Source organism: Streptomyces mobaraensis (assembly GCF_020099395.1).
GTDB lineage: Bacteria > Actinomycetota > Actinomycetes > Streptomycetales > Streptomycetaceae > Streptomyces.
Genome location: NZ_CP083590.1, coordinates 1,208,810 through 1,228,741, shown reverse-complemented (window position 1 = coordinate 1,228,741; position 19,932 = coordinate 1,208,810). Strand labels below are relative to the sequence as shown.

Genomic DNA, 19,932 nt, shown 5'->3' with positions numbered 1-19,932 from the left:
CGGCCCTACGGCCCGTCGTCCAGTGCCAGTTCCGCCGCCTCCCGGGCACACCCCCAGGAGACCGTGACCCCCGACCCGCCGTGCCCGTAGTTGTGCACCAGCCGCGCCCCGCCCGGCAGCCGCTCCGCCTCCAGGCGGACCCGGTGCCGGGCGGGGCGCAGTCCGACGCGGTGGGCCAGGACGCGGGCCCGGGTGAGGCCGGGGTGCACCCGGGCGCACCGGGCGATGATCGCCTGGGCCAGGGACGGCGTCGGCGTCCGGTCCCACACATGGGCGCGGGCCGTCCCGCCGAGGACCAGGCCGTACGGCTGGGGGAGGAGGTAGGCGGGGTCGCCCGTCCCGTCGGCGGCGGCGGTGAACCACTCGCGTATCCCCGGGTTCTCGACGACGACGAGCTGGCCGCGCACCGGGTGCAGGTGCGGGTCGCCGGCGAGCCGGCCGGCGCCCAGGCCGGTGCAGTTGACGACGACCGGGGCCGCGCGGGCCGCGTCGGCGAGGGCGGCGACCGGGCGGAGGGTGACGGTGCCGCCGGCCCGGCCCAGGCGGCGCTGGAGGTAGCCGAGGTGCGCGGGCATATCGATCAGCGGCAGCCGGGCGCGGACGGCCCGGTCGTAGCCGCGCGGCGTCTCGTACGGCTCCGCGTCGCGCAGGCCGGGCACCCCGGCCGCCCACGCGCCCAGTCCGCCGGCGGAGACGCCGGCGTGCACCCCGTCCACCAGGCGCACCCCGGTCTCCTCCGGCCGCCGGGACAGGCCGGCCAGGACGGGCAGGGAGGCGAGCGACCAGGCGGCCACGGCGGCGGCCGGTTCGGCACGGTACGGCCACCACAGGCCCCCGGCCACCGCGGAGGTGGTCTGCACAGCCGTCTCCCGCGTCCACACCTCGACCCGCAGCCCCCGTTCCGCGAGGAGGACGGCGGTGGTCAGGCCGATGACGCCGGATCCGATGACGATCGCATCGCTCACCATGGAGCGAAGGTACCGACAGGCGGCGGCCGTTGGGCGGGGATTACCGAGCGCTGGGGGAGTGACCGGCTCGTCGCGGGGGCTCCGCGCCCCGGCCGGCGGGGCCGGACCGGCGCGGACCGATAGAGTCGGCCCCGACATGAACGCCACCCTCGTCGCCAAGAACCTCGCCGCCGGCCACGGCGACCGCACCCTCTTCGCCGGGCTCGACCTCGTCGTCGCCCCCGGTGACGTGATCGGGCTCGTCGGGGCCAACGGCGCCGGGAAGTCCACCCTGCTGCGGATGCTCGCCGGGCTCGCGGAGCCCGACGAGGGCTCGGTCCGGATCAGCCCGCCCACCGCCACCGTCGGGCACCTCCCGCAGGAGCCGGAGCGGCGGCCGGGCGAGACGGTCCGCGCGTTCCTGGCCCGGCGCACCGGCGTCGCCGCCGCGCAGACCGCCCTCGACACCACCACCGAGGCGCTGGCCGCGGGCGCGCCCGGCGCGGACGACGCGTACGCCGTCGCGCTGGAGCGCTGGCTGGCGCTCGGCGCGGCCGACCTGGACGAGCGGGCGGAGGAGGTCGTCGGCTCGCTCGGTCTCACCGTCGGCCTCGACCGGCCCATGACGGACCTGTCGGGCGGCCAGGCGGCGCGCGCCGGCCTCGCGTCGCTGCTGCTCAGCCGCTACGACGTGTTCCTGCTCGACGAGCCCACCAACGACCTCGACCTGGACGGCCTGGAGCGCCTGGAGAACTTCGTCACCGGGCTGCGCGCCGGCACCGTCCTGGTCAGCCACGACCGCGAGTTCCTCACCCGCACCGTCGACCAGGTGCTGGAGTTGGACCTGGCCCAGCAGCAGATCACCCTGTTCGGCGGCGGCTACGGCTCCTACCTGGAGGAGCGCGAGCGGGCTCGCCGGCAGGCGCGCGAGGCGTACGAGGAGTACGCGGACACCCGCGCCGCCCTGGAGGCCCGCGCCCGCACCCAGCGGAACTGGATGGAGAAGGGCGTCCGCAACGCCCGCCGCAAGGGCAACGACATCGATAAGATCACCCGGAAGACGCGGATCGAGGCCAGCGAGAAGCAGGCGTCGAAGGCCCGGCAGACCGAGCGGCTCATCGAGCGGCTGGAGACCGTCGAGGAGCCGCGCAAGGAGTGGCAGCTCAAGATGGAGATCGCCGCCGCGCCCCGGTCGGGCAACGTGGTGGCCACCCTGCGCGGTGCCGTGGTGCGCCGCGGCTCCTTCACCCTCGGTCCGGTGGACCTCCAGATCGACTGGGCCGACCGGGTCGCCGTGACCGGCGCCAACGGTTCCGGGAAGTCCACCCTGCTCGCCGCGCTGCTCGGCCGGCTCCCGCTGGACGAGGGCTCCGCCGCGCTCGGGCCGGGCGTGGTCGTCGGCGAGGTGGACCAGGCGCGGGCCCTGTTCTTCGGCACGGAGACGCTGCTGGACGCGTTCGGGGCGGCCGTCCCCGAGCTGGTGCCCGCCGACGTGCGGACGCTGCTCGCCAAGTTCGGCCTCAAGGCCGGCCATGTGCTGCGCCCCGCCGTGACCCTCTCACCGGGCGAGCGGACCCGCGCCGCGCTGGCGCTGCTCCAGGCCCGCGGCGTCAACCTGCTGGTGCTGGACGAGCCCACCAACCACCTTGACCTGCCGGCCATCGAGCAGCTCGAGTCGGCCCTCGCCTCGTACTCCGGCACCTTGCTGCTGGTCACGCACGACCGGAGGATGCTGGACGCGGTGCACACCACCCGGCGGATCGGGGTCGAGGACGGCCGGATTATGGAGCACTGAGCGCACGGTTCCCTCTTCTTCTGACCCTTTCGGGCGAACTTCGGCCCGAAAAGAACCTTCGCCGCAGGTCAACTCTTCACCAAGCCGTCACCGTCGCCCGTCCGGCCGATATCCATGGTTTTCCGGTGAAACGGCACGTACCGTGGGAAAAGAGTGCGCCCGAGGCATCCCCCGCCACTCGTTCGATATGCGGAACGTTGGCAACGCTTTTACGAACCCGTGGGCGCGGAGCGACGTCTGTGGGTGCGGACGTCCGAGAGGCGTCCGCAACCCACCGTCGAATTGAGGCGTAAGGCCATGTCCCCGACTCTCTCCAGTTCCACCCCCACCCCGCTGGCGCCGCCGGCGGGGCGGGCGCTGTACGGCAGCGCCCCGCCGCCGGGGGAGCGCACCCTGATGGACGTCCTCGACGCCACCGCCGCCGGCCACCCCGACGCCCCGGCCCTCGACACCGAGACCGGCGTCCTCACCTACCGGGAGCTGTGCGCGGAGGTCGAGACCCGGGCCGAGCGGCTGCGCCGGGCCGGGATCGGGCCGGGCGACCGGGTCGGCGTCCGGATCCCCTCCGGCACCGCCGAGCTCTACCTCGCCATCCTCGCCGTCCTCCGCTGCTCCGCCGCCTACGTCCCCGTCGACGCCGACGACCCCGAGGAGCGGGCCGCCACCGTCTTCCGCGAGGCCGAGGTCTGCGCCGTCCTCACCGGCGACGGCGCGCTCGCCCCCGGCCGCCGAAAGCCCGGGGCCGCCGGCCCCCGGCAGCCGCTGCCCGAGGACGACGCCTGGATCATCTTCACCTCCGGCTCCACCGGCGCACCCAAGGGCGTCGCCGTCTCCCACCGCAGCGCCGCCGCCTTCGCCGACGCCGAGGCCGCCCTCTTCCTCCAGGACGAGCCGCTCGGCCCCGGCGACCGGGTGCTGGCCGGCCTGTCCGTCGCCTTCGACGCCTCCTGCGAGGAGATGTGGCTGGCCTGGCGGCACGGCGCCTGCCTGGTCCCCGCCCCCCGCTCGCTGGTCAGAGCCGGCCACGAGCTGGGCCCTTGGCTCGTCGAGCGGGCCGTCACCGTCGTCTCCACCGTCCCCACCCTCGCCGCCCTCTGGCCCCGGGAGTCCCTGGACCGGGTGCGGCTGCTGATCGTCGGCGGCGAGGCCTGCCCGCCCGGCCTCGTCGAGCGGTTCGCCGTCCCCGGCCGCGAGATGTGGAACACCTACGGGCCCACCGAGACCACCGTCGTCGCCTGCGCCGCCCGCATGGAGCCCGGCGAGCCCGTCCGTATCGGCCTGCCGCTCGACGGCTGGGAGCTCGCCGTGGTCGACGAGGACGGCGAGCCCGTACCGTACGGCGCCGAGGGCGAACTGGTGATCGCCGGCGTCGGCGTCGGCCGCTACCTCGACCCCGCCAAGGACGCCGACCGCTTCCCGCCCTGCCCGGCCCTCGGCAGCGACCGCGCCTACCGCACCGGCGACCTCGTCCGGGCCGACGAGGAGGGCCTGGTCTTCACCGGCCGCGCCGACGACCAGGTCAAACTGGGCGGCCGGCGGATCGAGCTCGGCGAGATCGACGCCGCCCTCGGCGAGCTCCCCGACGTCCACGGCGCCGCGGCGGCCGTCCGCACCACCCCGTCCGGCTCCCAGCTCCTCGTCGGCTACCTGGTCCCCGCCCCCGGGTTCGACCCGGCCGCCGCCCGCGCCCGGCTCACCGAACGGCTGCCCGCCGCGCTCGTCCCCGTCCTCGCCGAGGTCGACGAGCTGCCCACCCGCACCTCCGGCAAGGTCGACCGCGACGCCCTGCCCTGGCCGCTCCCCACCACCGGCGCCGCCGCCCCCGGAGCGGGCGAAGAGCTGCACGGCACGGCCGGCCGGCTCGCCGACCTCTGGGAGGAGCTGCTCGGCGTCCGGCCCGGCGCCGACTCCGACTTCGTCACCATGGGCGGCACCAGCCTCACCGCCGCCCGCATGGCCTCGGCCCTGCGCGAGCACCACCCCGGCGTCTCCGTCGCCGGCCTCTACCGGAACACCGTCCTCCGGGACATGGCCGCGCACATCGACGCGCTCGACACCCCCGTCGAGGACACCGGCCCCCGCCGGGTCGTCCGCCCGCTGCGCCGCCGCACCGGCGCCGCGCAGATCCTGGTGCAGACCGTCCTCTACGGCGTCCAGGGCCTGCGCCTGCTGACCGGCCTCGCCGTCGCCGACAACCTCCTCGGCGTGTTCGCGCCGCAGGCCTGGGCACCGCACACCTCCTGGTGGCTGGTGGCCCTCGCCTGGCTGCTGCTGTTCAGCGCCCCCTGCCGGTTCGCGATCGGCGCCCTCGCCGCCCGCGTCCTCACCCGCGGGATCACCCCTGGCGCCCACCCGCGCGGCGGCCGCGTCCACCTGCGGCTGTGGACCGCCGAACGCACCGTGGCCGCCTTCGGCGTGCCCTCCCTGATGGGCACCCCCTGGGCCCGCTGGTACGCCCGCGCCCTCGGCTGCGCCGCCGGCCGGAACGTCTCCCTCCACGCCATGCCCCCGGTCACCGGCCTCGCCGAGTTCGGCGACGGGGCCAGCGTCGAGCCCGAGGCCGACATCGCCGGCTGGTGGATCGACGGCGAGACCCTGCACATCGGCCCGGTCCGGCTCGGCGCCGACTCCCGCGCCGGCCACCGCAGCATGCTGATGCCCGGCTCCTCCCTCGGCGCGGGCGCCGAACTCGCGCCCGGCGCCTGCCTCGACGGCCACGTCCCCGCGGGCGAGACCTGGGTGGGATCGCCCGCCCGCCCGGACGCCGCCGCCCACCACGCGAACGGCCCCGTCCGCCCCGCCGAGGACTGGCCGGAGCCCCGCCGCGAGCGCTCCCGGCGCTGGTCCGCCGCCTACGCCCTGGCCCTGCTCGGGATGCCCCTGCTGCCCGTCCTCGCCGCCGCGCCCGCCCTTGCCGCCACCTTCTGGCTGATCAAGGACAGCGCCTCGCTCACCACGGTCGCCGTCCGCCTGCTGCTCGCCGTCCCCGTCCTCACCGCGGTCACCACGGTCTGCTGGATGCTCGTCGTCGCCGGCACGGTCCGCGTCCTCAACCGGGGCATCAGCGCCGGCCTCCACCCCGCCTGCGGCGGCGTCGCCTGGCGCGCCTGGGTGATCACCCGGCTGCTGGACGGCACCCGCCGCAACCTCTTCCCGGTCTACGCCAGCCTCGCCACCCCCGGGTGGATGCGGATGCTCGGCGCCCGGATCGGCCGCGGCGCCGAACTCTCCACCGTCCTGCCGCTGCCGTCCCTGCTCACCGTCGACGACGGCGCGTTCCTCGCCGACGACACCCTCGTCGCCCCCTACGAACTGCGCGGCGGCTGGCTCCGCCTGGGCACCGCACACGTCGGCCGCCGGGCCTTCCTCGGCAACTCCGGCATCATCGGCCCCGGCCGCTCCGTCCCCGACCACGGCCTGGTCGGCGTCCTCTCCGACGCGCCCGAGCACAGCGAGCCCGGCACCTCCTGGCTGGGCCGGCCCGCCATGCCGCTGCCCCGCGTCGCCACCGTCGCCGACGCCGGACGCACCTTCACCCCGCCGCGCAGACTTGTCCTGGCCCGCGCCGCCGTCGAACTGTGCCGGATACTGCCGCTCATGTGCGGCCTCGCCCTGGCCGACATGGTGCTGATCGGCGAACAGTGGGCCTTCGACCACGGCGGCCTCGGCCTCGCCGCACTGGTGGCCGCGCCCCTGCTGGCGGCCGGCGGCATCCTCGCCGGACTCCTCGCCACCGCCGCCAAGTGGCTGCTCATGGGCCGCTTCCGGAGCGGCGAACACCCGCTGTGGAGCTCCTTCGTCTGGCGGAACGAACTCTTCGACACGTTCGTGGAATCCCTCGCCGTCCCCTGGTTGGCGGGACCCTTCACCGGCACCCCCGTGCTCAACTGGTGGCTGCGCACCCTGGGCGTCCGCATCGGCCGGGGTGTGTGGTGCGACACCCACTGGCTGCCGGAGACCGACCTCATCACCCTCGGCGACGGGGTCACCGTCAACCGCGGCTGCGTCCTCCAGACCCACCTCTTCCACGACCGGATCATGCGCATGGACACCGTCCACCTCGCCGAAGGCGCCTCCCTCGGCCCGCACGGCATCGTGCTCCCGGGCACCACCGTCGGCGCCCACACCGCCATCGCACCGTCCTCCCTCGTCATGCGCGGCGAGACCGTCCCGCCGGGCACCCGCTGGGCGGGCAACCCGATCGCCGGACAGCGGCCCGCGGCCGTCCCCCAGCGAGAGGCCGCCGCGTGACATGGGCGCACGACACACCTGCAGCCGCCGCGTCCTCCTCGCGGCGCTGGCCGTCCCGGTGACCGCCGCCGCCGTGGGCGGCGGCGCCCGCCGCCGGCCCGCCCGCGAGGAGCGCTACTTCCCGCGGCACGGCTCGTACGCCCACCGCACCCTCGCCTACCACCTGGAACTCGACTACGACCCGCGCCGCCACCGGCTCGACGGCCGCGCCCGGATCGAGGCGACGGCCAACGGCGCGCTCGACTCCGTCGAACTCGACCTGGCGAAACTCACGGTCGACGAGGTCCTCCTCGACGACCGCCCGGTCCCCTTCCGCCACCGCGACGGCAAACTCCGCGTCACCGCCGACCGCACCCTCGAACCGGGCCGCCCCTTTGTTCTGGACGTCCGCTACGGCGGACGTCCCCGGCCCGTCCACTCGCCGTACGGCCCGATCGGCTGGGACCGCACTGGCGACGAGCACGACGGCACGCTCGTCGCCTCCCAGCCGGTGGGGGCGCCGTCCTGGTTCCCCTGCAACGACCGCCCCGACGACAAGGCCGCCTACACCTTCGAGATCACCGTCCCCGCCGGCTACGACGCGCTCGCCAACGGCTCCCTCGTCGACCACCGGGAAGAGGACGGCGCCGCCCGCTGGACCTACCACCACCCCGGCCCGATGGCCTGCTACCTCGCCGCCCTCTACACCGGCCGCTTCCACCGCGAGACCTGGACCGAGGAGGACGTCTCCGGCGCGCCCGTCCCCGTGCACGTCGCCTGCCCCGCCGGGGCCGTCGACCGCGTCCGCCACGACCTCGCCCGCCAGGGCCGCATCCTCCGCCTCTACACGGACCTCTTCGGCCCCTACCCCTTCGAGTCCTACGGCGTCACCGTCGTCGACGCCGAACTGGCCGCCCCCGTCGAGAACCAGACCCTCTCCGTCTTCGGCCGCAACCACATGGACGGCCGGCGCGGCTGGGAGACGCTCGTCGCCCACGAGACGGCCCACCAGTGGTTCGGCAACAGCGTCAGCCTCGCCGACTGGCAGCACATCTGGCTCAACGAGGGCTTCGCCACCTACGCGGAGTGGCTCTGGTCCGAACACCTCGGCGAGGACGACGCCGACACCCTCGCCCGCCGCTCCCGGACGGATCTGGCGGGCCGCCGCCAGAACCTGCGCATCGCCGACCCCGGGCGGCGGCACCTCTTCGACGACCGGGTGTACGTGCGGGGGGCGTGCGCCCTGCACGCCCTCCGCCTGGCCGTCGGCGACGAGCCCTTCTTCCGCACACTGCGGACGTGGCACGAGGCGCGGCGGGGCGGGAGCGCGGACACCCCCGGGTTCCTCACGCACGCGGGGCGCGTTGCCGCGCGGGATGTGGAGGACGTCCTGGCGCCGTGGCTGTACGAGAAGCGGGTGCCGGAGTTCCGGCGGGGGTGAGGCGAGCCCCGGCCCCGCCCCTTTCGGCCAGCTCGTTCAAGGGGCGGACTCGGGCAGGGCCGGACGCTGCCAAGGCGCTGGGGCGCACCGGCGGACGGCCGGCGGTGATGTACGCGGACAAGCTCGCTGCCGCCAAGGCGCGCCGTGCCAACGGGCCTGCCGACCGGTCCCGCGGTGGAGTCGGCCGGCTGCGAGCACGTCACGACAAGGAGACCGTCAGGCCGCATTTCGAGGCGCCGTCGGACCCCTGCGGCCCCTAAGACCCCCTAGCCTAATGATTTTCAGGTGGGTGCATCCGGTCCGGTGAACCACGCAGTGGTGTCACCTCTAGGACCAAATCTGACCGTATTGCCCTCTAGCGTCGCCTTCGTGGATTTCACCGCTGGTTTCGGAAGGATGGCGCCATGACGGCTGACGACCTCACGCGGTTCAGGATCGAGATCCCGCAGGATGAGCTGGACGACCTGCGGGCCCGGCTGCGAGCCACCCGCTTCGCCCCCGACCTGGACAACGAGGACGAGAAGTACGGTCTGTCCACGGCGTACCTGCGTCGGCTGGTGGGATTGTGGGCCGACGGGTTCGACTGGCGGGCCGCCGAGGAGCGCCTGAACACCGCATACACCCACCATCGGCTCGACATCGGCGGAACCCCGGTGCACTTCGTGCGCGAGCCCGGCAAGGGCCCGGCCCCCACGCCGCTGATCCTCACCCACGGCTGGCCCTGGACCTTCCTCGACTGGACCCGCGTCCTGGGCCCGCTCGCCGACCCGGCCGCGCACGGCGGCGACCCGGCCGACGCCTTCGAGGTGATCACCCCGTCCCTGCCGGGCTTCGGCTTCTCCACCCCGCTCACCAACGGGCGGGAGAACTACGTCGACATGGCCGACCGCTTCCACACCCTGATGACCGAGACCCTGGGCCATGACCGGTACGCGGTCTGCGGCTCCGACTACGGCGCCCTGGTGGCCGCCTAGCTCGCCCACCGCTACCCCGAGTCGGTCATCGGCGTCCACCTGGGCATGCCCGCGCCGCTCCCCGCGTTCCAGGGCTACCGCTACTGGGACATCACCGCCGGCCAGGACATCCCCGAGGACGCGAGCCCCCAGCTGGTCGCGGACCTGGAAGGCTTCCGGGACACTCTCGCCTCCCACCTGGCCGTGCACTGCCTGGACGGCCAGACCCTCACCCACGGCCTGAACGACTCACCCGCCGGGATGCTGGCCTGGATCCTCAAGCGGTGGAAGTCCTGGAGCGACCAGAGCGCCGTCTTCGAGGACGTCTACCCCGACGAGCACATCCTGACCACGGCCACGATCTACTGGGTCACCCAGTCCATCGGCTCCTCGATCCGCGCCTACAAGAACGCCCACCTCTACCCGGAGCCGAAGGACCGCTGGACCGCCCCGGCCATCACCGTGCCCACCAGCTTCACCTTCCACCTGGGCGACCACTCCTCCCCGGGCATCGACACCCCCGAGCAGTACGACGCAGCCATCCGCCAGGGCATGACCCCGCACGTCTACGGCGATCTGCGCGAGGTGAACGTGCACCAGCGGGGCGGCCACTTCGGCCCCTGGGAGAACCCGGGCGCCTGGGTCCACGACATCCGGCAGACCTTCCGTCCCCTGCGCTGAGCTGTAAAGAGGACACCGGCCGGCCTACATCGTCCCTACGGTGGGCTGCGCAAGCGCGCGGAGCGACGGGAACACGTACGCTCAAAACGTGGTGCGACCGCCAGGTCACGCACCGATGCCCTGCGTGAGAGACGACGCCGTGTCGGCGCTGTGCGGCCGGCACCCAAGGAGCAGAGCCATGAGCACGACGACACTGATCACAGGGGCCAACAAGGGCCTGGGCTTCGAGACCGCGCGGCAGCTCATCGAGGCCGGGCACACCCTCTACCTCGGGGCTCGCAGCCAGGAGAAGGCCGAGCAGGCGGCCCGACAGCTCGGTGCGAACGCCCGGCCGCTGGTCATCGACATCACCGATGACGCCTCGGTGAAGGCGGCAGCCGAGCAGGTGGAGGCCGAGAGCGGGGCGCTGGACGTGCTGGTGAACAACGCCGGTATCGCCGACCCGTCCGACGACGACGGGCCCACCGGGACGGACATGCTCACCGTCCTGGACACCAACGTCGTCGGCGTCGTGCGGATGATGCACGCCTTCGCACCGCTGCTGCAGCGCGGCAAAGGCATCGTGGTCAACGTCGGTAGCGGCCTCGGCTCCTTCGCGCGCACCACCGATCCGACGCGTATGGAGGGCCAGTTCGCCTCGCCCGCCTACAACGCCTCCAAGGCCGCGGTCTCGATGCTCACCGTCCAGTACGCCAAGGTCTACCCGGACCTGCGGATCAACGTCGTCGACCCCGGCTTCACCGCCACCGACCTCAACGGCAATACGGGCATCCAGACCGTCGCCGAAGGAGCCGAGGCCATCGTCCGCGCCGCACTGATCGACACCGACGGACCGACCGGCACCTTCACCGACCGCCAGGGCGACGTTCCCTGGTAGAGCATCAGCGGCATCCTCATCGCGGTGCCGCCCCCTCCACACCCGGGATACGGACGCGGTGTTGGGCGACCGTGGCTACGACCACGACAAGTACCACGGCCTCGTCTGGGCTCTCGGCGTGAAGCCACTGATCGCCGGCAGCAGCGGCTCGATCACCGCCCACAGCTGGTCGTCGACTTCCCACGGCTTCAACCGCGCCACCCCGCACCCCCCCCAGATCACCAATCCAGGAGTGATCCAACCACCTTGGAGATCTTTCGTTATGAGTTCTAGGCCGCTTCTACGGCCCTCCGCAGAGCGTCCTTGTGCTCCCATGACCAAGGGGCGTCCCGGAGTTCTTCGGGCAGTCCGGCGAGGCCGGACCTCAGATGGTCAGTCGCCTCGCTGTAACGCCCGAGTTCAAGAGTGCAGAGCCCCATGTTCAAACGGTTGAATGCGGGCGTCAGCCAGTAGGCGGTATCCGGCGGGGGGAGGGAAGCCGCCTTATCCGTCAATTTCTCCGCGTCTTCGACCAAGCGTAGCGCCGCATCACGTTCTCCCAGGGACGCCATTCCGGCTGCTGCTTGAAGGTAGTCCCCGATTCGCTGGGCCGGGTGCGCACCCGGGGTGTTGGCAGCGGCAGAGAACCAGCGGGCGATTCCCTGCGGCCTGTTCTGCTGCCGGGCGATGTAGCCCTTGAAATTCAGGGCTTGGGCCGCAAGGGTACCGTTGCCGATTTCGTCCGCCAATTCCAGAGCGTCATTAAGCAGCCCTACCGCTTGGTCATCCTTGCGGACTTGAGCGAGCATCCACCCCCCGAACTGGACCCACTCGGAGACGACTTCGGCGAGCCGGTCCCTGTACGGCCCCCGGGCACCCCGGAGGATTCGGGTGACTTCCTTCACCTGAGTCATGGTCGCTGGTATGACAGACTTTGGCTCTACCGAGTCGTCCAATCGCCGGTAGGCGGCCAAAACTCCTGCAAGTGCATCCACGGTTCCGGCATCCAGACGCGAAGGGTTGGCAGCACTTCGGGTGACCCTTGACTTTTTGTCATCGTCCAGCACAGTCGCAGCCAATGCGCCCCCTGCTCCGACAAGCTCATCCACTGATGCCGCAAGCTTTGCCGACGGGTTCTGTTTGCCGTTGAGCACTCGCGACAAATAGGCGGCATCGTAATTCATCGCACGCGCGGCGGCCTTCATGGAATAGCCGCTATCCCGCAGTGCCCTACGAGCAAGATCAGCAAAGTCACTCATCGTAAACCTCTAAGGGTTGACTGGTGGTGCTTCCAGAGTAGTCACCCCTGGTCAACTCCCGTGTGAGCGCTGCACGTCGAAGCATGGTCAGACGCAAGCATCCCCGCGACGCGACGAACGTCCGGGGGCGTGGACCACCTGAAAGAGGCAGGCAGCCATGACAGAGCTTAGGCATGGACACCCCAGAACGGGCGCCGGGCAAGGCAAGCACTTCGTCATCGCGCGCTACGGCGAGGTCACCCCAGGGGGTGCCGCGTGAGCGACACACACATGTCCCTCCGCCCCGTCCTGGTGCCCAACCCCCACCACCCGTGCACCGAGTGCACCCGGATCACCGACGCGCGGCACGCCGCCGAACGCTCGGGCGACTGGAACCGCGCGGAGCTGCTGCGCCGGGAGGGGGCGCATCGTGGCTGACTGGATCCCCCAGCCGCTCGAACTGATCTTGGACACCGAGCACGATCAGCTCGGGGTGGCGGTCGGCTGGGACTACGACACCCGACAGCTCACCCTGCGTCCTCCGGAGGGCGGGCGGGTCTGGCACCCGACGGCATACCGCCGAGCCAACTCCACGGACCGTCTGCGCGCCCGGGTGATCAAGCTGAACCAGGAGGGGCGCCGATGAGGGATAGCGGCTGCGAGTCGTGCGCCTGGTGGGACGAGATGATCGCCAAGGCGGAAAAGCGGGTGCGCAACGCCCCGGACAGGTGGGAACGGGTGCGCCTCAAGGCGGAGTTGGCGAACTACCGGGACAGCAGGGAGGACCACCTCCGGATGCCCCACAAGCGGTGCGGCCGATGACCCGGCGGCGCCACAGGGGGCCGTCTGGCGGCTCATGGCGCGACTGGAGCGGGCACGTGGAGGGACTGCTGTTCCTGGGCCTCCTCGGGGCCGCTGTGACGCTCGCCATCTGGCTCGCCGTCCAGGGGGTCCATCCCACCACCTAGACCCCTGTCTCCTTGCTGGACGCCCATCCCTAGCGGAGAGACAGGAACCGGCGTCCGTGCGGTCGCACGTCCCGCGAAGCGGAGCCGGCCGGACGGGCAGCACCACCGAAGAGGGGGTTTCGCGCCCCGCGCCATACCCGATACAACCGAGAGAGGGCCGTCATGGGCACGGAGGAAGTCAACGGATACGACCTGGGCGCCAACGAGGAAATCGTCGTCGCCGACCCGGACACCAACAGCGACGAGGACAGTCAGGGAGATGACAAGTAGCGACATCCCGGAGGGTCACGGCGTGCGCGCCACGCTGCGACAGTTCCTGAAACACGACCTACCGGAAGACTCCGAACTGTCTTGGCTCTGCAAGATCCACAAGGATCCTGGTGCCATGCGGCTCGTGCTCCGCTCCCGGTACGTCTGCAGCAAGTGCACGAGCGAGGCGGCGCGCCCTCGCTGACAGATGGCCCCGGTCTGGTGCTCCCCGCGCCGGATCGGGGCTTTCGCGTGCTCTGACCAGGTCGCCCTACCCTTCTGGGGGCAAGCCCCCCCGGACCCTCTGATCGCGGCTTCGCCGCTCGTCCTCAAACGCCGGACGGGCTGGCTATTCAGCCCGTCCGGCGTTTGAGGACAACCGCGCGGAGCGCGGTTTCGGGGGTGCGGGGGCTTGCCCCCGCGAGAAACGGTGAAAGGGCGGGGCTGGGGCTCCCTACCGACGGCCCTCCGGCCGCACGAGCCCCGCGCGCCGCAGCGCGTCCGCCATCGCCCCACCCGCCGCCGGCGCGGAAGCCTCCCGCCGCTGCTGACGCGGCGCACCCCCGCGCCGGTTCTCCCGCGGCTCCCGCCGCGCCGAAGCCGACGCCTCGTCGTCCAGCCGCAGCGTCAACGAGATCCGCTTCCGCGGAATGTCGACCTCCAGCACCTTCACCCGCACGATGTCCCCGGGCTTGACCACATCCCGCGGATCCTTGACGAAGTTCCGCGACATCGCGGACACATGCACCAGCCCGTCCTGATGGACACCGACGTCCACGAACGCCCCGAAAGCGGCGACGTTCGTGACGACCCCCTCCAGGATCATCCCGCTCGCCAGATCCCCGATCTTCTCGACCCCCTCCTTGAAGGAGGCCGTCCGGAAGGCGGGCCGCGGATCCCGCCCCGGCTTCTCCAGCTCGCGCAGGATGTCCGTCACGGTCGGCAGGCCGAACGAATCGTCGACGAACTCCTCGGCCCGCAGCGACCGCAGCACACCCGTGTTGCCGATGAGGGCCGCGACCTCGTTCCCCGTCCGCTTGGCCATGGCCCGCACCACCGGGTACGCCTCGGGGTGCACGCTGGATCCGTCCAGCGGATCGTCACCCCCGCGGATGCGGAGGAAGCCGGCGCACTGCTCGTACGCCTTGGGGCCGAGCCGGGCCACGTCCTTGAGCGCCTTGCGGGAGCGGAAGGGGCCGTTCGCGTCGCGGTGGGCGACGATGTTGTCGGCGAGGCCGGAGCTGATGCCGGAGACGCGGGAGAGCAGTGGCGCAGACGCCGTGTTGACGTCGACGCCGACGCCGTTGACGCAGTCCTCGACGACCGCGTCGAGCGAGCGCGACAGCTTCACCTCGGACAGGTCGTGCTGGTACTGGCCGACCCCGATCGACTTGGGGTCGATCTTCACCAGCTCGGCCAGCGGGTCCTGGAGCCGCCGCGCGATGGACACCGCGCCGCGCAGCGACACGTCCATCCCCGGCAGCTCCTGCGAGGCGAACGCGGAGGCGGAGTACACCGAGGCGCCCGCCTCGGAGACCATCACCTTGGTGAGGCCGAGTTCGGGGTGACGTCCGATCAGGTCGGCGGCCAGCCGGTCCGTCTCCCGGGAGGCCGTGCCGTTGCCGATGGCGACGAGCTCGACGCCGTGCTCCTTCGCGAGCCGGGCGAGGGTGGCCAGGGAGGCGTCCCACTTGTTCTGCGGGACGTGCGGGTAGATGGTCTCCGTGGCCGCGACCTTGCCGGTGGCGTCGACGACGGCGACCTTCACGCCCGTACGGAAGCCCGGGTCGAGGCCCATCGTGGCGCGGGTGCCGGCCGGGGCGGCGAGCAGCAGGTCGCGCAGGTTGGCGGCGAAGACGCGGACCGCCTCGTCCTCGGCGGCCTGGCGCAGCCGCAGCCGCAGGTCGATGCCGAGGTGGACGAGGATGCGGGTGCGCCAGGCCCAGCGGACCGTGTCGGCCAGCCACTTGTCGCCCGGCCGGCCCCGGTCGGCCACGCCGAACCGGCGGGCGACGGCCTGCTCGTACGCGCTGGGGCCCGCCGCCGCCTCACCGGCCGGCTCCGGCTCCAGGACGAGGTCGAGCACCTCTTCCTTCTCACCGCGCAGCATGGCGAGCACCCGGTGCGAGGGCAGTTCGGTGAACGGCTCGGCGAAGTCGAAGTAGTCGGCGAACTTGGCGCCCGCCTCCTCCTTCCCCGACCGCACCTTGGCGACCAGCCGGCCCCGCGTCCACATCCGCTCGCGCAGCTCGCCGATCAGGTCCGCGTCCTCGGCGAACCGCTCGGTGAGGATCGCCCGGGCGCCCTCCAGCGCGGCGGCCGGGTCGGCGACGCCCTTGTCCGCGTCGACGAAGGCGGCGGCAGCGGCGAGCGGTTCGACGCCCGGGTCGGCCAGCAGCCCCTCGGCCAGCGGTTCGAGCCCCGCCTCGCGGGCGATCTGCGCCTTCGTCCGCCGCTTCGGCTTGAACGGCAGGTAGATGTCCTCCAGCCGGGCCTTGGAGTCGGCCTCGCGGATCCGCGCCTCCAGCGCGGCGTCCAGCTTGCCCTGCGCGCGCACCGACTCCAGGACGGCGGCCCGCCGCTCCTCCAGCTCCCGCAGGTAGCGCAGCCGCTCCTCCAGGGTGCGGAGCTGGGCGTCGTCCAGCGCGCCGGTCGCCTCCTTGCGGTACCGGGCGACGAACGGCACGGTCGCCCCGCCGTCGAGCAAGTCGACGGCCGCCTTCACCTGCCGCTCCTGTACGCCGAGCTCCTCGGCGATCCTGCCTTCGACCGACGTACCGGTTGCCGTCACGATCACGCTCCGCTTTCTCTTCGGACTGCGCTTCGCATTGTGGCAGGTGCCTCGGACAACGCGGGCCGCGCCGCCCCCGGCTCAGCCCTGGGCGGAGCCGTCCGCCGGGCGCGGGGAACCCGTCGGCGATCCTCCGGCGGCCGCGATCCGGGCGGCCAGCTCCCCGGCCAGCTCCGTCAGCCGCTCCGTGCCCGCCGCGCCCAGGTGCTCCCACGGCCCGGCGTCCAGCCGGTCGGTCGCCTCCTCGACGTCCCGCCGCAGCTCCGCGCCCGCCGGGGTGAGCGTCCCGTCGGCCGTGAACAGCCCGCGCTCGCGCAGCCGCCGCGCGCCCTCCTCCAGCTCCTCCGCGCTCCACCCGCGGGTGCGCAGCAGCCGCCGGGACAGCGCACTGCCCTCCCGCCCGGCCGCATGGCTGACCAGCGCCTCGACGGGGTCGAGACCGGCACCGGCCAGCGCCGCCAGGTGTCCGCCGCCGCGGTGCTCACGGAGCAGGGTCGCCGCGTGCCACAGGGCCAGGTGCGGGGCGTCGGGAACGGGCTGGTCCGCCTGGGCGGCGTACAGCGGCCGGGACGCGCGCTCGCCCGCCTCCGCCGCGCGCAGCGCGAGCTCCGCGGCCTCGGCGATCTCCGGCGACGCTATGGCCTCGTCCCCGAGCATCCGGCGCAGGGCCGCGTCGCAGGCGCGCAGCCGTGCGGTCACCGCCTCCTCCGGCGCCACCCGCTCCCACACCGCCGGCACGTGACGGGCCACCAGCTCGTGCTTGAACACGTGGAACGCGGCCGTCACCGCGCCCGCCCCGACGCGCCCCATGGCGCCGGCCCGCTCGGCGAAGTACCGGGTGTGCCCGTCCTCCACGCCGAACGCGGCGAACTCCCGGGCGGTCTCGGGGCTGAAGTACGAGAAGACGTGCACGGCTTCGAGCGCGGTCTGGCAGCGGCGGCCGGCGGAAAGGATCACGGAAGTGGTCATGCCCCGCACGCTAGGCGGCGGGCGGCCCGGCGCGGAAGAGCGGAGGACCGGAAAGCGCCCGGGAACGTCCGGCAAGGGCGTCCGCCGTGGCAGGAAAGGCAGGAAGGCAGGAAAGGTGGGAAGGACGTCATTGCCGCCGCCCGCCCCCGGGACCAGCATGTGATCATGACGCCTCGCCGCACCGTGCTCATCGTCCTCCACGAGGGGGTCCAGAGCCTCGACGTCACCGGCCCGCTCGAAGTGTTCACCCAGGCCGGGGCGACGGTCGGCGACCCCGGCGCGTACCGGGTGCGGACCGCCACCGTGGACGGCCGGCCGGTGCGCACCGGCAGCGGCCTGCTGCTGACGCCCGACGGCGCCCTGGACACCGCGCCCGCCCCGGACGTGCTGCTCGTCCCCGGCGGCCGGGGCGTCACCGATCCGGACCCGCGGCTCGTCGGGCTGCTGCGCGCACACGGTCCGCGCGCCGGCCGGCTGGTCTCCGTGTGCACGGGGGCGTTCCTGCTGGCCGCCGCCGGACTGCTGGACGGCCGCCGGGCCACCACCCACTGGGCGTACTGCGACGGCTTCGCCGCGCGTTTCCCCGCCGTCCGGCTGGAGACCGAGCCCGTGTACGTACGGGACGGCAGCGTCGCCACCTCGGCCGGGGTGACGGCCGGCGTGGACCTCGCGCTGGCGCTGGTCGAGGAGGACCTCGGCCGGGCCGTCGCCCTCGCGGTCGCCCGCTACCTGGTCGTCTACCTCCGGCGCCCGGGCGGCCAGCGGCAGTTCAGCGCCCAGCTCGCCGCGCAGACCCCCCGCCGCCCCGGGCTGCGGGACCTCCAGCAGTGGATCGCCGAACACCCCGGCGCCGACCTGAGCGTCGAGGCCCTCGCGGCCCGCGCCGGGCTGTCGCCGCGCCACTTCGCCCGGGCCTTCCGGGCGGAGGTCGGCGTACCGCCCGGCCGCTACGTCGGCCGGGTGCGGCTGGAGACGGCCCGGCGGCTGCTGGAGGAGACGACGGACGGCGTCGAGGAGATCTCCCGGCGCTGCGGCTACGGCACGCCCGAGGCGATGCGCCGGGCGTTCCGGCGCGCCCTGGACGCACCGCCGGGCGCGTACCGGCGCGGCGTCCGCCCCGCCGCCACCTGATGCCACCGAACGCCTGACGCCACCGGCCACCTGATGCCACAGAAAGACCCACCCGAAAGGCCACCCGTGCGGATCGCCATCCTCCTCTTCCCCGGTTTCACCGTTCTCGACGTCACCGGCCCCTACGAGATCCTGAGCCGGCTCCCCGGCGCCGAGGCGGTCCTCGTCGCCGAGCGGCGCGGGCCCGTGCGCGACGACCGGGACATGCTCACCCTGGTCGCCGACGCCGCGTTCGACGAGGTCACCGACCCCGACGTGATCGTCATACCGGGCGGCCCCGAGGCCAACCTCCCCCTGGAGCCCGGTCCCGTGCACGGCTGGCTGCGCACGGCGGACCGCCACTCGCGCTGGACGACGTCCGTGTGCACCGGCGCGCTGATCCTCGGGGCGGCCGGGTTGCTGACGGGCCGCCGGGCCACGGGCCACTGGCTCTCGCGGCCGCAGCTCGCCGGGTACGGCGCCGAGCCGGCCGACGAGCGGGTGGTGACCGACGGCAAGTACGTGACGGCCGCCGGCGTCTCCGCCGGGATCGACATGGGCCTGACCCTGGCGGGCCGGCTGGCGGACGACCGCACGGCGCAGTCGATCCAGCTGATCGTCGAGTACGACCCCCGGCCGCCGTACTCGGCGGGGTCGGTCCACTCGGCCCCCGCCGAGCTCGTGGCCGAGTGGAAGCGGGTGCGCGGCAAGGAGTGACGGGCAGTCAGTTCCCGGCCGGCACACTCCAGGTGAACCGCGGCTCCCTGCGCTCCAGGAACGCCGTGACCCCCTCCGTCAGATCGGCGCTGGCGTGCCCGAGCTCCGCCCAGTGGGCGACGCGCTCCGCCGGCACCGGCCCGGGCCGGGTGAACTCCTTCGCGGCGGCCTGGGTGAGCTGGGAGCGGGAGGCGAGCAGCCGGGCGAACCCGGCGACCCGGGCGTCCAGTTCGTCCGGCGCCCACACCTCGTCCACCAGGCCGGTGCGCAACGCCCTTTCCGTGCCGATGAGTTCGGCGGAGTACAGCAGGTACCGGGCGGCCGCCGGGCCGACCAGGCCGGTGAGCCGGCGGGTGGACGAGGCCGCGTAGACGACGCCCAGCCGGGCCGGGGTGACGCCGAAGAGGGCGCCCTCGGCGGCGAACCGGAGGTCGCAGGCGACGGCGAGCTGGCAGCCGCCGCCGACGCAGTGGCCGCGCACGGCCGCGAGCGTCGGTTTGGGGAAGGCGGCCAGCGCCTCCTCGGCGGCGACGGCCAGGTCGCGCGGGTCGCCCTCGCCGCCCGCGGTGAGGGAGGCGATGTCGGCGCCCGCGCAGAAGGTGTCGCCCTCGCCGGTGAGTACCAGGACCCGGACGTCCGGGTCCGCGGCGCAGCGCTCCAGCAGCGGGGGGAGCGCCCGCCACATGGCGGGTGTCATGGCGTTCCGCTTGGCGGGGTGGGCGATGCGGATCGTCGCCGTGCCGCCGGCGACGTCCAGGTGCAGTGCGGGCTCCATGCGACGGATGCTAACCGGACGGCAGGGGGTGGTTCGCCGGGGAACGCCCGCGAGTGCGGGCGAAGCGACCTGGTCCGGAGCGTTCCACGAACCTTCCGCGAACGACGATCAGGGCAGCCAGGAACAGTCGCGAGAGTGACTGCGGCATACGCACGCGATCAAATAGCGTCGATTGGCGGCGACTTCTGATCAGCTGTCCGCGCGGACTGTGG

General features: G+C 73.3%; 16 protein-coding genes. 11 read left to right on the top strand and 5 right to left on the bottom strand.

Going from position 1 to position 19,932, the window contains the following annotated elements; translation table 11 throughout:
- Positions 1–5: 5 nt before the first annotated feature.
- Positions 6–968, bottom strand: coding sequence for an FAD-dependent oxidoreductase (locus K7I03_RS05085; RefSeq protein ID WP_185943408.1), 963 nt, complete (start codon positions 966–968; stop codon positions 6–8).
- Positions 969–1,104: 136 nt separating this feature from the next.
- Here K7I03_RS05085 and K7I03_RS05080 point away from each other — a divergent pair, with 136 nt between their 5' ends.
- The 6 genes from K7I03_RS05080 to K7I03_RS05055 all read left to right on the top strand — a co-directional run bounded on the left by K7I03_RS05080 (position 1,105) and on the right by K7I03_RS05055 (position 10,924).
- Entirely contained in the window at positions 1,105–2,742 is a 1,638-nt protein-coding gene (locus tag K7I03_RS05080) for an ABC-F family ATP-binding cassette domain-containing protein (protein ID WP_185943407.1), read from the top strand.
- A 297-nt stretch (positions 2,743–3,039) separates the two neighbouring features.
- Positions 3,040–6,993 carry a Pls/PosA family non-ribosomal peptide synthetase gene (locus tag K7I03_RS05075; RefSeq protein WP_221903097.1) on the top strand — a complete coding sequence of 1,318 codons (3,954 nt, stop codon included), beginning with the start codon at positions 3,040–3,042 and terminating at the stop codon, positions 6,991–6,993.
- 1 nt (position 6,994) lies between these two features.
- Positions 6,995–8,413: a M1 family metallopeptidase gene (locus K7I03_RS05070; protein ID WP_185943406.1), complete on the top strand. Its 1,419-nt coding sequence runs from the start codon at positions 6,995–6,997 to the stop codon at positions 8,411–8,413.
- Between the two features lie 404 nt (positions 8,414–8,817).
- Positions 8,818–9,387 (top strand): epoxide hydrolase family protein, encoded by a 570-nt coding sequence (locus tag K7I03_RS05065; RefSeq protein WP_224346894.1) that lies wholly within the window; start codon positions 8,818–8,820, stop codon positions 9,385–9,387.
- A gap of 45 nt (positions 9,388–9,432) precedes the next feature.
- A complete protein-coding gene (locus K7I03_RS05060; protein ID WP_224346893.1) occupies positions 9,433–10,047 on the top strand; it encodes a hypothetical protein in 615 nt (204 codons plus the stop codon).
- A 178-nt stretch (positions 10,048–10,225) separates the two neighbouring features.
- Positions 10,226–10,924, top strand: coding sequence for an SDR family NAD(P)-dependent oxidoreductase (locus K7I03_RS05055; RefSeq protein ID WP_185943405.1), 699 nt, complete (start codon positions 10,226–10,228; stop codon positions 10,922–10,924).
- A 269-nt stretch (positions 10,925–11,193) separates the two neighbouring features.
- Here K7I03_RS05055 and K7I03_RS05050 read toward each other — a convergent pair whose 3' ends face one another.
- Positions 11,194–12,162, bottom strand: coding sequence for a helix-turn-helix domain-containing protein (locus K7I03_RS05050; RefSeq protein WP_185943404.1), 969 nt, complete (start codon positions 12,160–12,162; stop codon positions 11,194–11,196).
- Between the two features lie 255 nt (positions 12,163–12,417).
- Between K7I03_RS05050 and K7I03_RS05045 the strand changes: the two genes are divergently transcribed.
- Genes K7I03_RS05045 through K7I03_RS05035 form a run of 3 tightly spaced genes read left to right on the top strand, consistent with a single transcriptional unit; the run spans position 12,418 to position 12,963 of the window.
- The gene (locus tag K7I03_RS05045; RefSeq protein WP_185943600.1) at positions 12,418–12,579 is read left to right on the top strand and encodes a hypothetical protein; all 162 of its coding nucleotides are present in this window, start codon (positions 12,418–12,420) and stop codon (positions 12,577–12,579) included.
- Complete coding sequence (locus K7I03_RS05040; protein WP_224346892.1) at positions 12,572–12,787, top strand: hypothetical protein; 216 nt, start codon at positions 12,572–12,574, stop codon at positions 12,785–12,787. The genes K7I03_RS05045 and K7I03_RS05040 overlap by 8 nt, the downstream gene beginning before the upstream one ends.
- Positions 12,784–12,963, top strand: a complete 180-nt coding sequence (locus K7I03_RS05035; RefSeq protein ID WP_185943403.1) for a hypothetical protein — start codon at positions 12,784–12,786, stop codon at positions 12,961–12,963. The genes K7I03_RS05040 and K7I03_RS05035 overlap by 4 nt, the downstream gene beginning before the upstream one ends.
- An 849-nt stretch (positions 12,964–13,812) precedes the next feature.
- Here K7I03_RS05035 and K7I03_RS05030 read toward each other — a convergent pair.
- On the bottom strand, positions 13,813–16,155 hold the full coding sequence (locus K7I03_RS05030) for a Tex family protein (RefSeq protein WP_185943402.1): 2,343 nt from the start codon (positions 16,153–16,155) through the stop codon (positions 13,813–13,815).
- A 75-nt stretch (positions 16,156–16,230) separates the two neighbouring features.
- Complete coding sequence (locus tag K7I03_RS05025) at positions 16,231–17,118, bottom strand: SCO6745 family protein (RefSeq protein ID WP_224346891.1); 888 nt, start codon at positions 17,116–17,118, stop codon at positions 16,231–16,233.
- A gap of 165 nt (positions 17,119–17,283) precedes the next feature.
- On the opposite strand from K7I03_RS05025, the gene K7I03_RS05020 reads away from it, so the two are divergent.
- Together K7I03_RS05020 and K7I03_RS05015 are read left to right on the top strand one after the other, a co-directional pair.
- Positions 17,284–18,249 carry a GlxA family transcriptional regulator gene (locus tag K7I03_RS05020; protein ID WP_185943401.1) on the top strand — a complete coding sequence of 322 codons (966 nt, stop codon included), beginning with the start codon at positions 17,284–17,286 and terminating at the stop codon, positions 18,247–18,249.
- A 66-nt stretch (positions 18,250–18,315) separates the two neighbouring features.
- Entirely contained in the window at positions 18,316–18,945 is a 630-nt protein-coding gene (locus K7I03_RS05015) for a DJ-1/PfpI family protein (RefSeq protein WP_185943400.1), read from the top strand.
- Positions 18,946–18,952: 7 nt separating this feature from the next.
- Here the strand turns inward: K7I03_RS05015 and K7I03_RS05010 are convergent, their stop codons facing one another.
- Positions 18,953–19,720: an enoyl-CoA hydratase/isomerase family protein gene (locus tag K7I03_RS05010; RefSeq protein ID WP_185943399.1), complete on the bottom strand. Its 768-nt coding sequence runs from the start codon at positions 19,718–19,720 to the stop codon at positions 18,953–18,955.
- Between the last annotated feature and the right edge of the window lie 212 nt (positions 19,721–19,932).

Coding starts and splice junctions, on each gene's coding strand:
- K7I03_RS05020 (WP_185943401.1), top strand. CDS start 17,284: ATGACGCCTCGCCGCACCGTGCTCATCGTCCTCCACGAGGGGGTCCAG.
- K7I03_RS05035 (WP_185943403.1), top strand. CDS start 12,784: ATGAGGGATAGCGGCTGCGAGTCGTGCGCCTGGTGGGACGAGATGATC.
- K7I03_RS05050 (WP_185943404.1), bottom strand. CDS start 12,162: ATGAGTGACTTTGCTGATCTTGCTCGTAGGGCACTGCGGGATAGCGGC.
- K7I03_RS05070 (WP_185943406.1), top strand. CDS start 6,995: ATGGGCGCACGACACACCTGCAGCCGCCGCGTCCTCCTCGCGGCGCTG.
- K7I03_RS05065 (WP_224346894.1), top strand. CDS start 8,818: ATGACGGCTGACGACCTCACGCGGTTCAGGATCGAGATCCCGCAGGAT.
- K7I03_RS05025 (WP_224346891.1), bottom strand. CDS start 17,118: ATGACCACTTCCGTGATCCTTTCCGCCGGCCGCCGCTGCCAGACCGCG.
- K7I03_RS05075 (WP_221903097.1), top strand. CDS start 3,040: ATGTCCCCGACTCTCTCCAGTTCCACCCCCACCCCGCTGGCGCCGCCG.
- K7I03_RS05060 (WP_224346893.1), top strand. CDS start 9,433: ATGCCCGCGCCGCTCCCCGCGTTCCAGGGCTACCGCTACTGGGACATC.
- K7I03_RS05080 (WP_185943407.1), top strand. CDS start 1,105: ATGAACGCCACCCTCGTCGCCAAGAACCTCGCCGCCGGCCACGGCGAC.
- K7I03_RS05085 (WP_185943408.1), bottom strand. CDS start 968: ATGGTGAGCGATGCGATCGTCATCGGATCCGGCGTCATCGGCCTGACC.
- K7I03_RS05010 (WP_185943399.1), bottom strand. CDS start 19,720: ATGGAGCCCGCACTGCACCTGGACGTCGCCGGCGGCACGGCGACGATC.
- K7I03_RS05055 (WP_185943405.1), top strand. CDS start 10,226: ATGAGCACGACGACACTGATCACAGGGGCCAACAAGGGCCTGGGCTTC.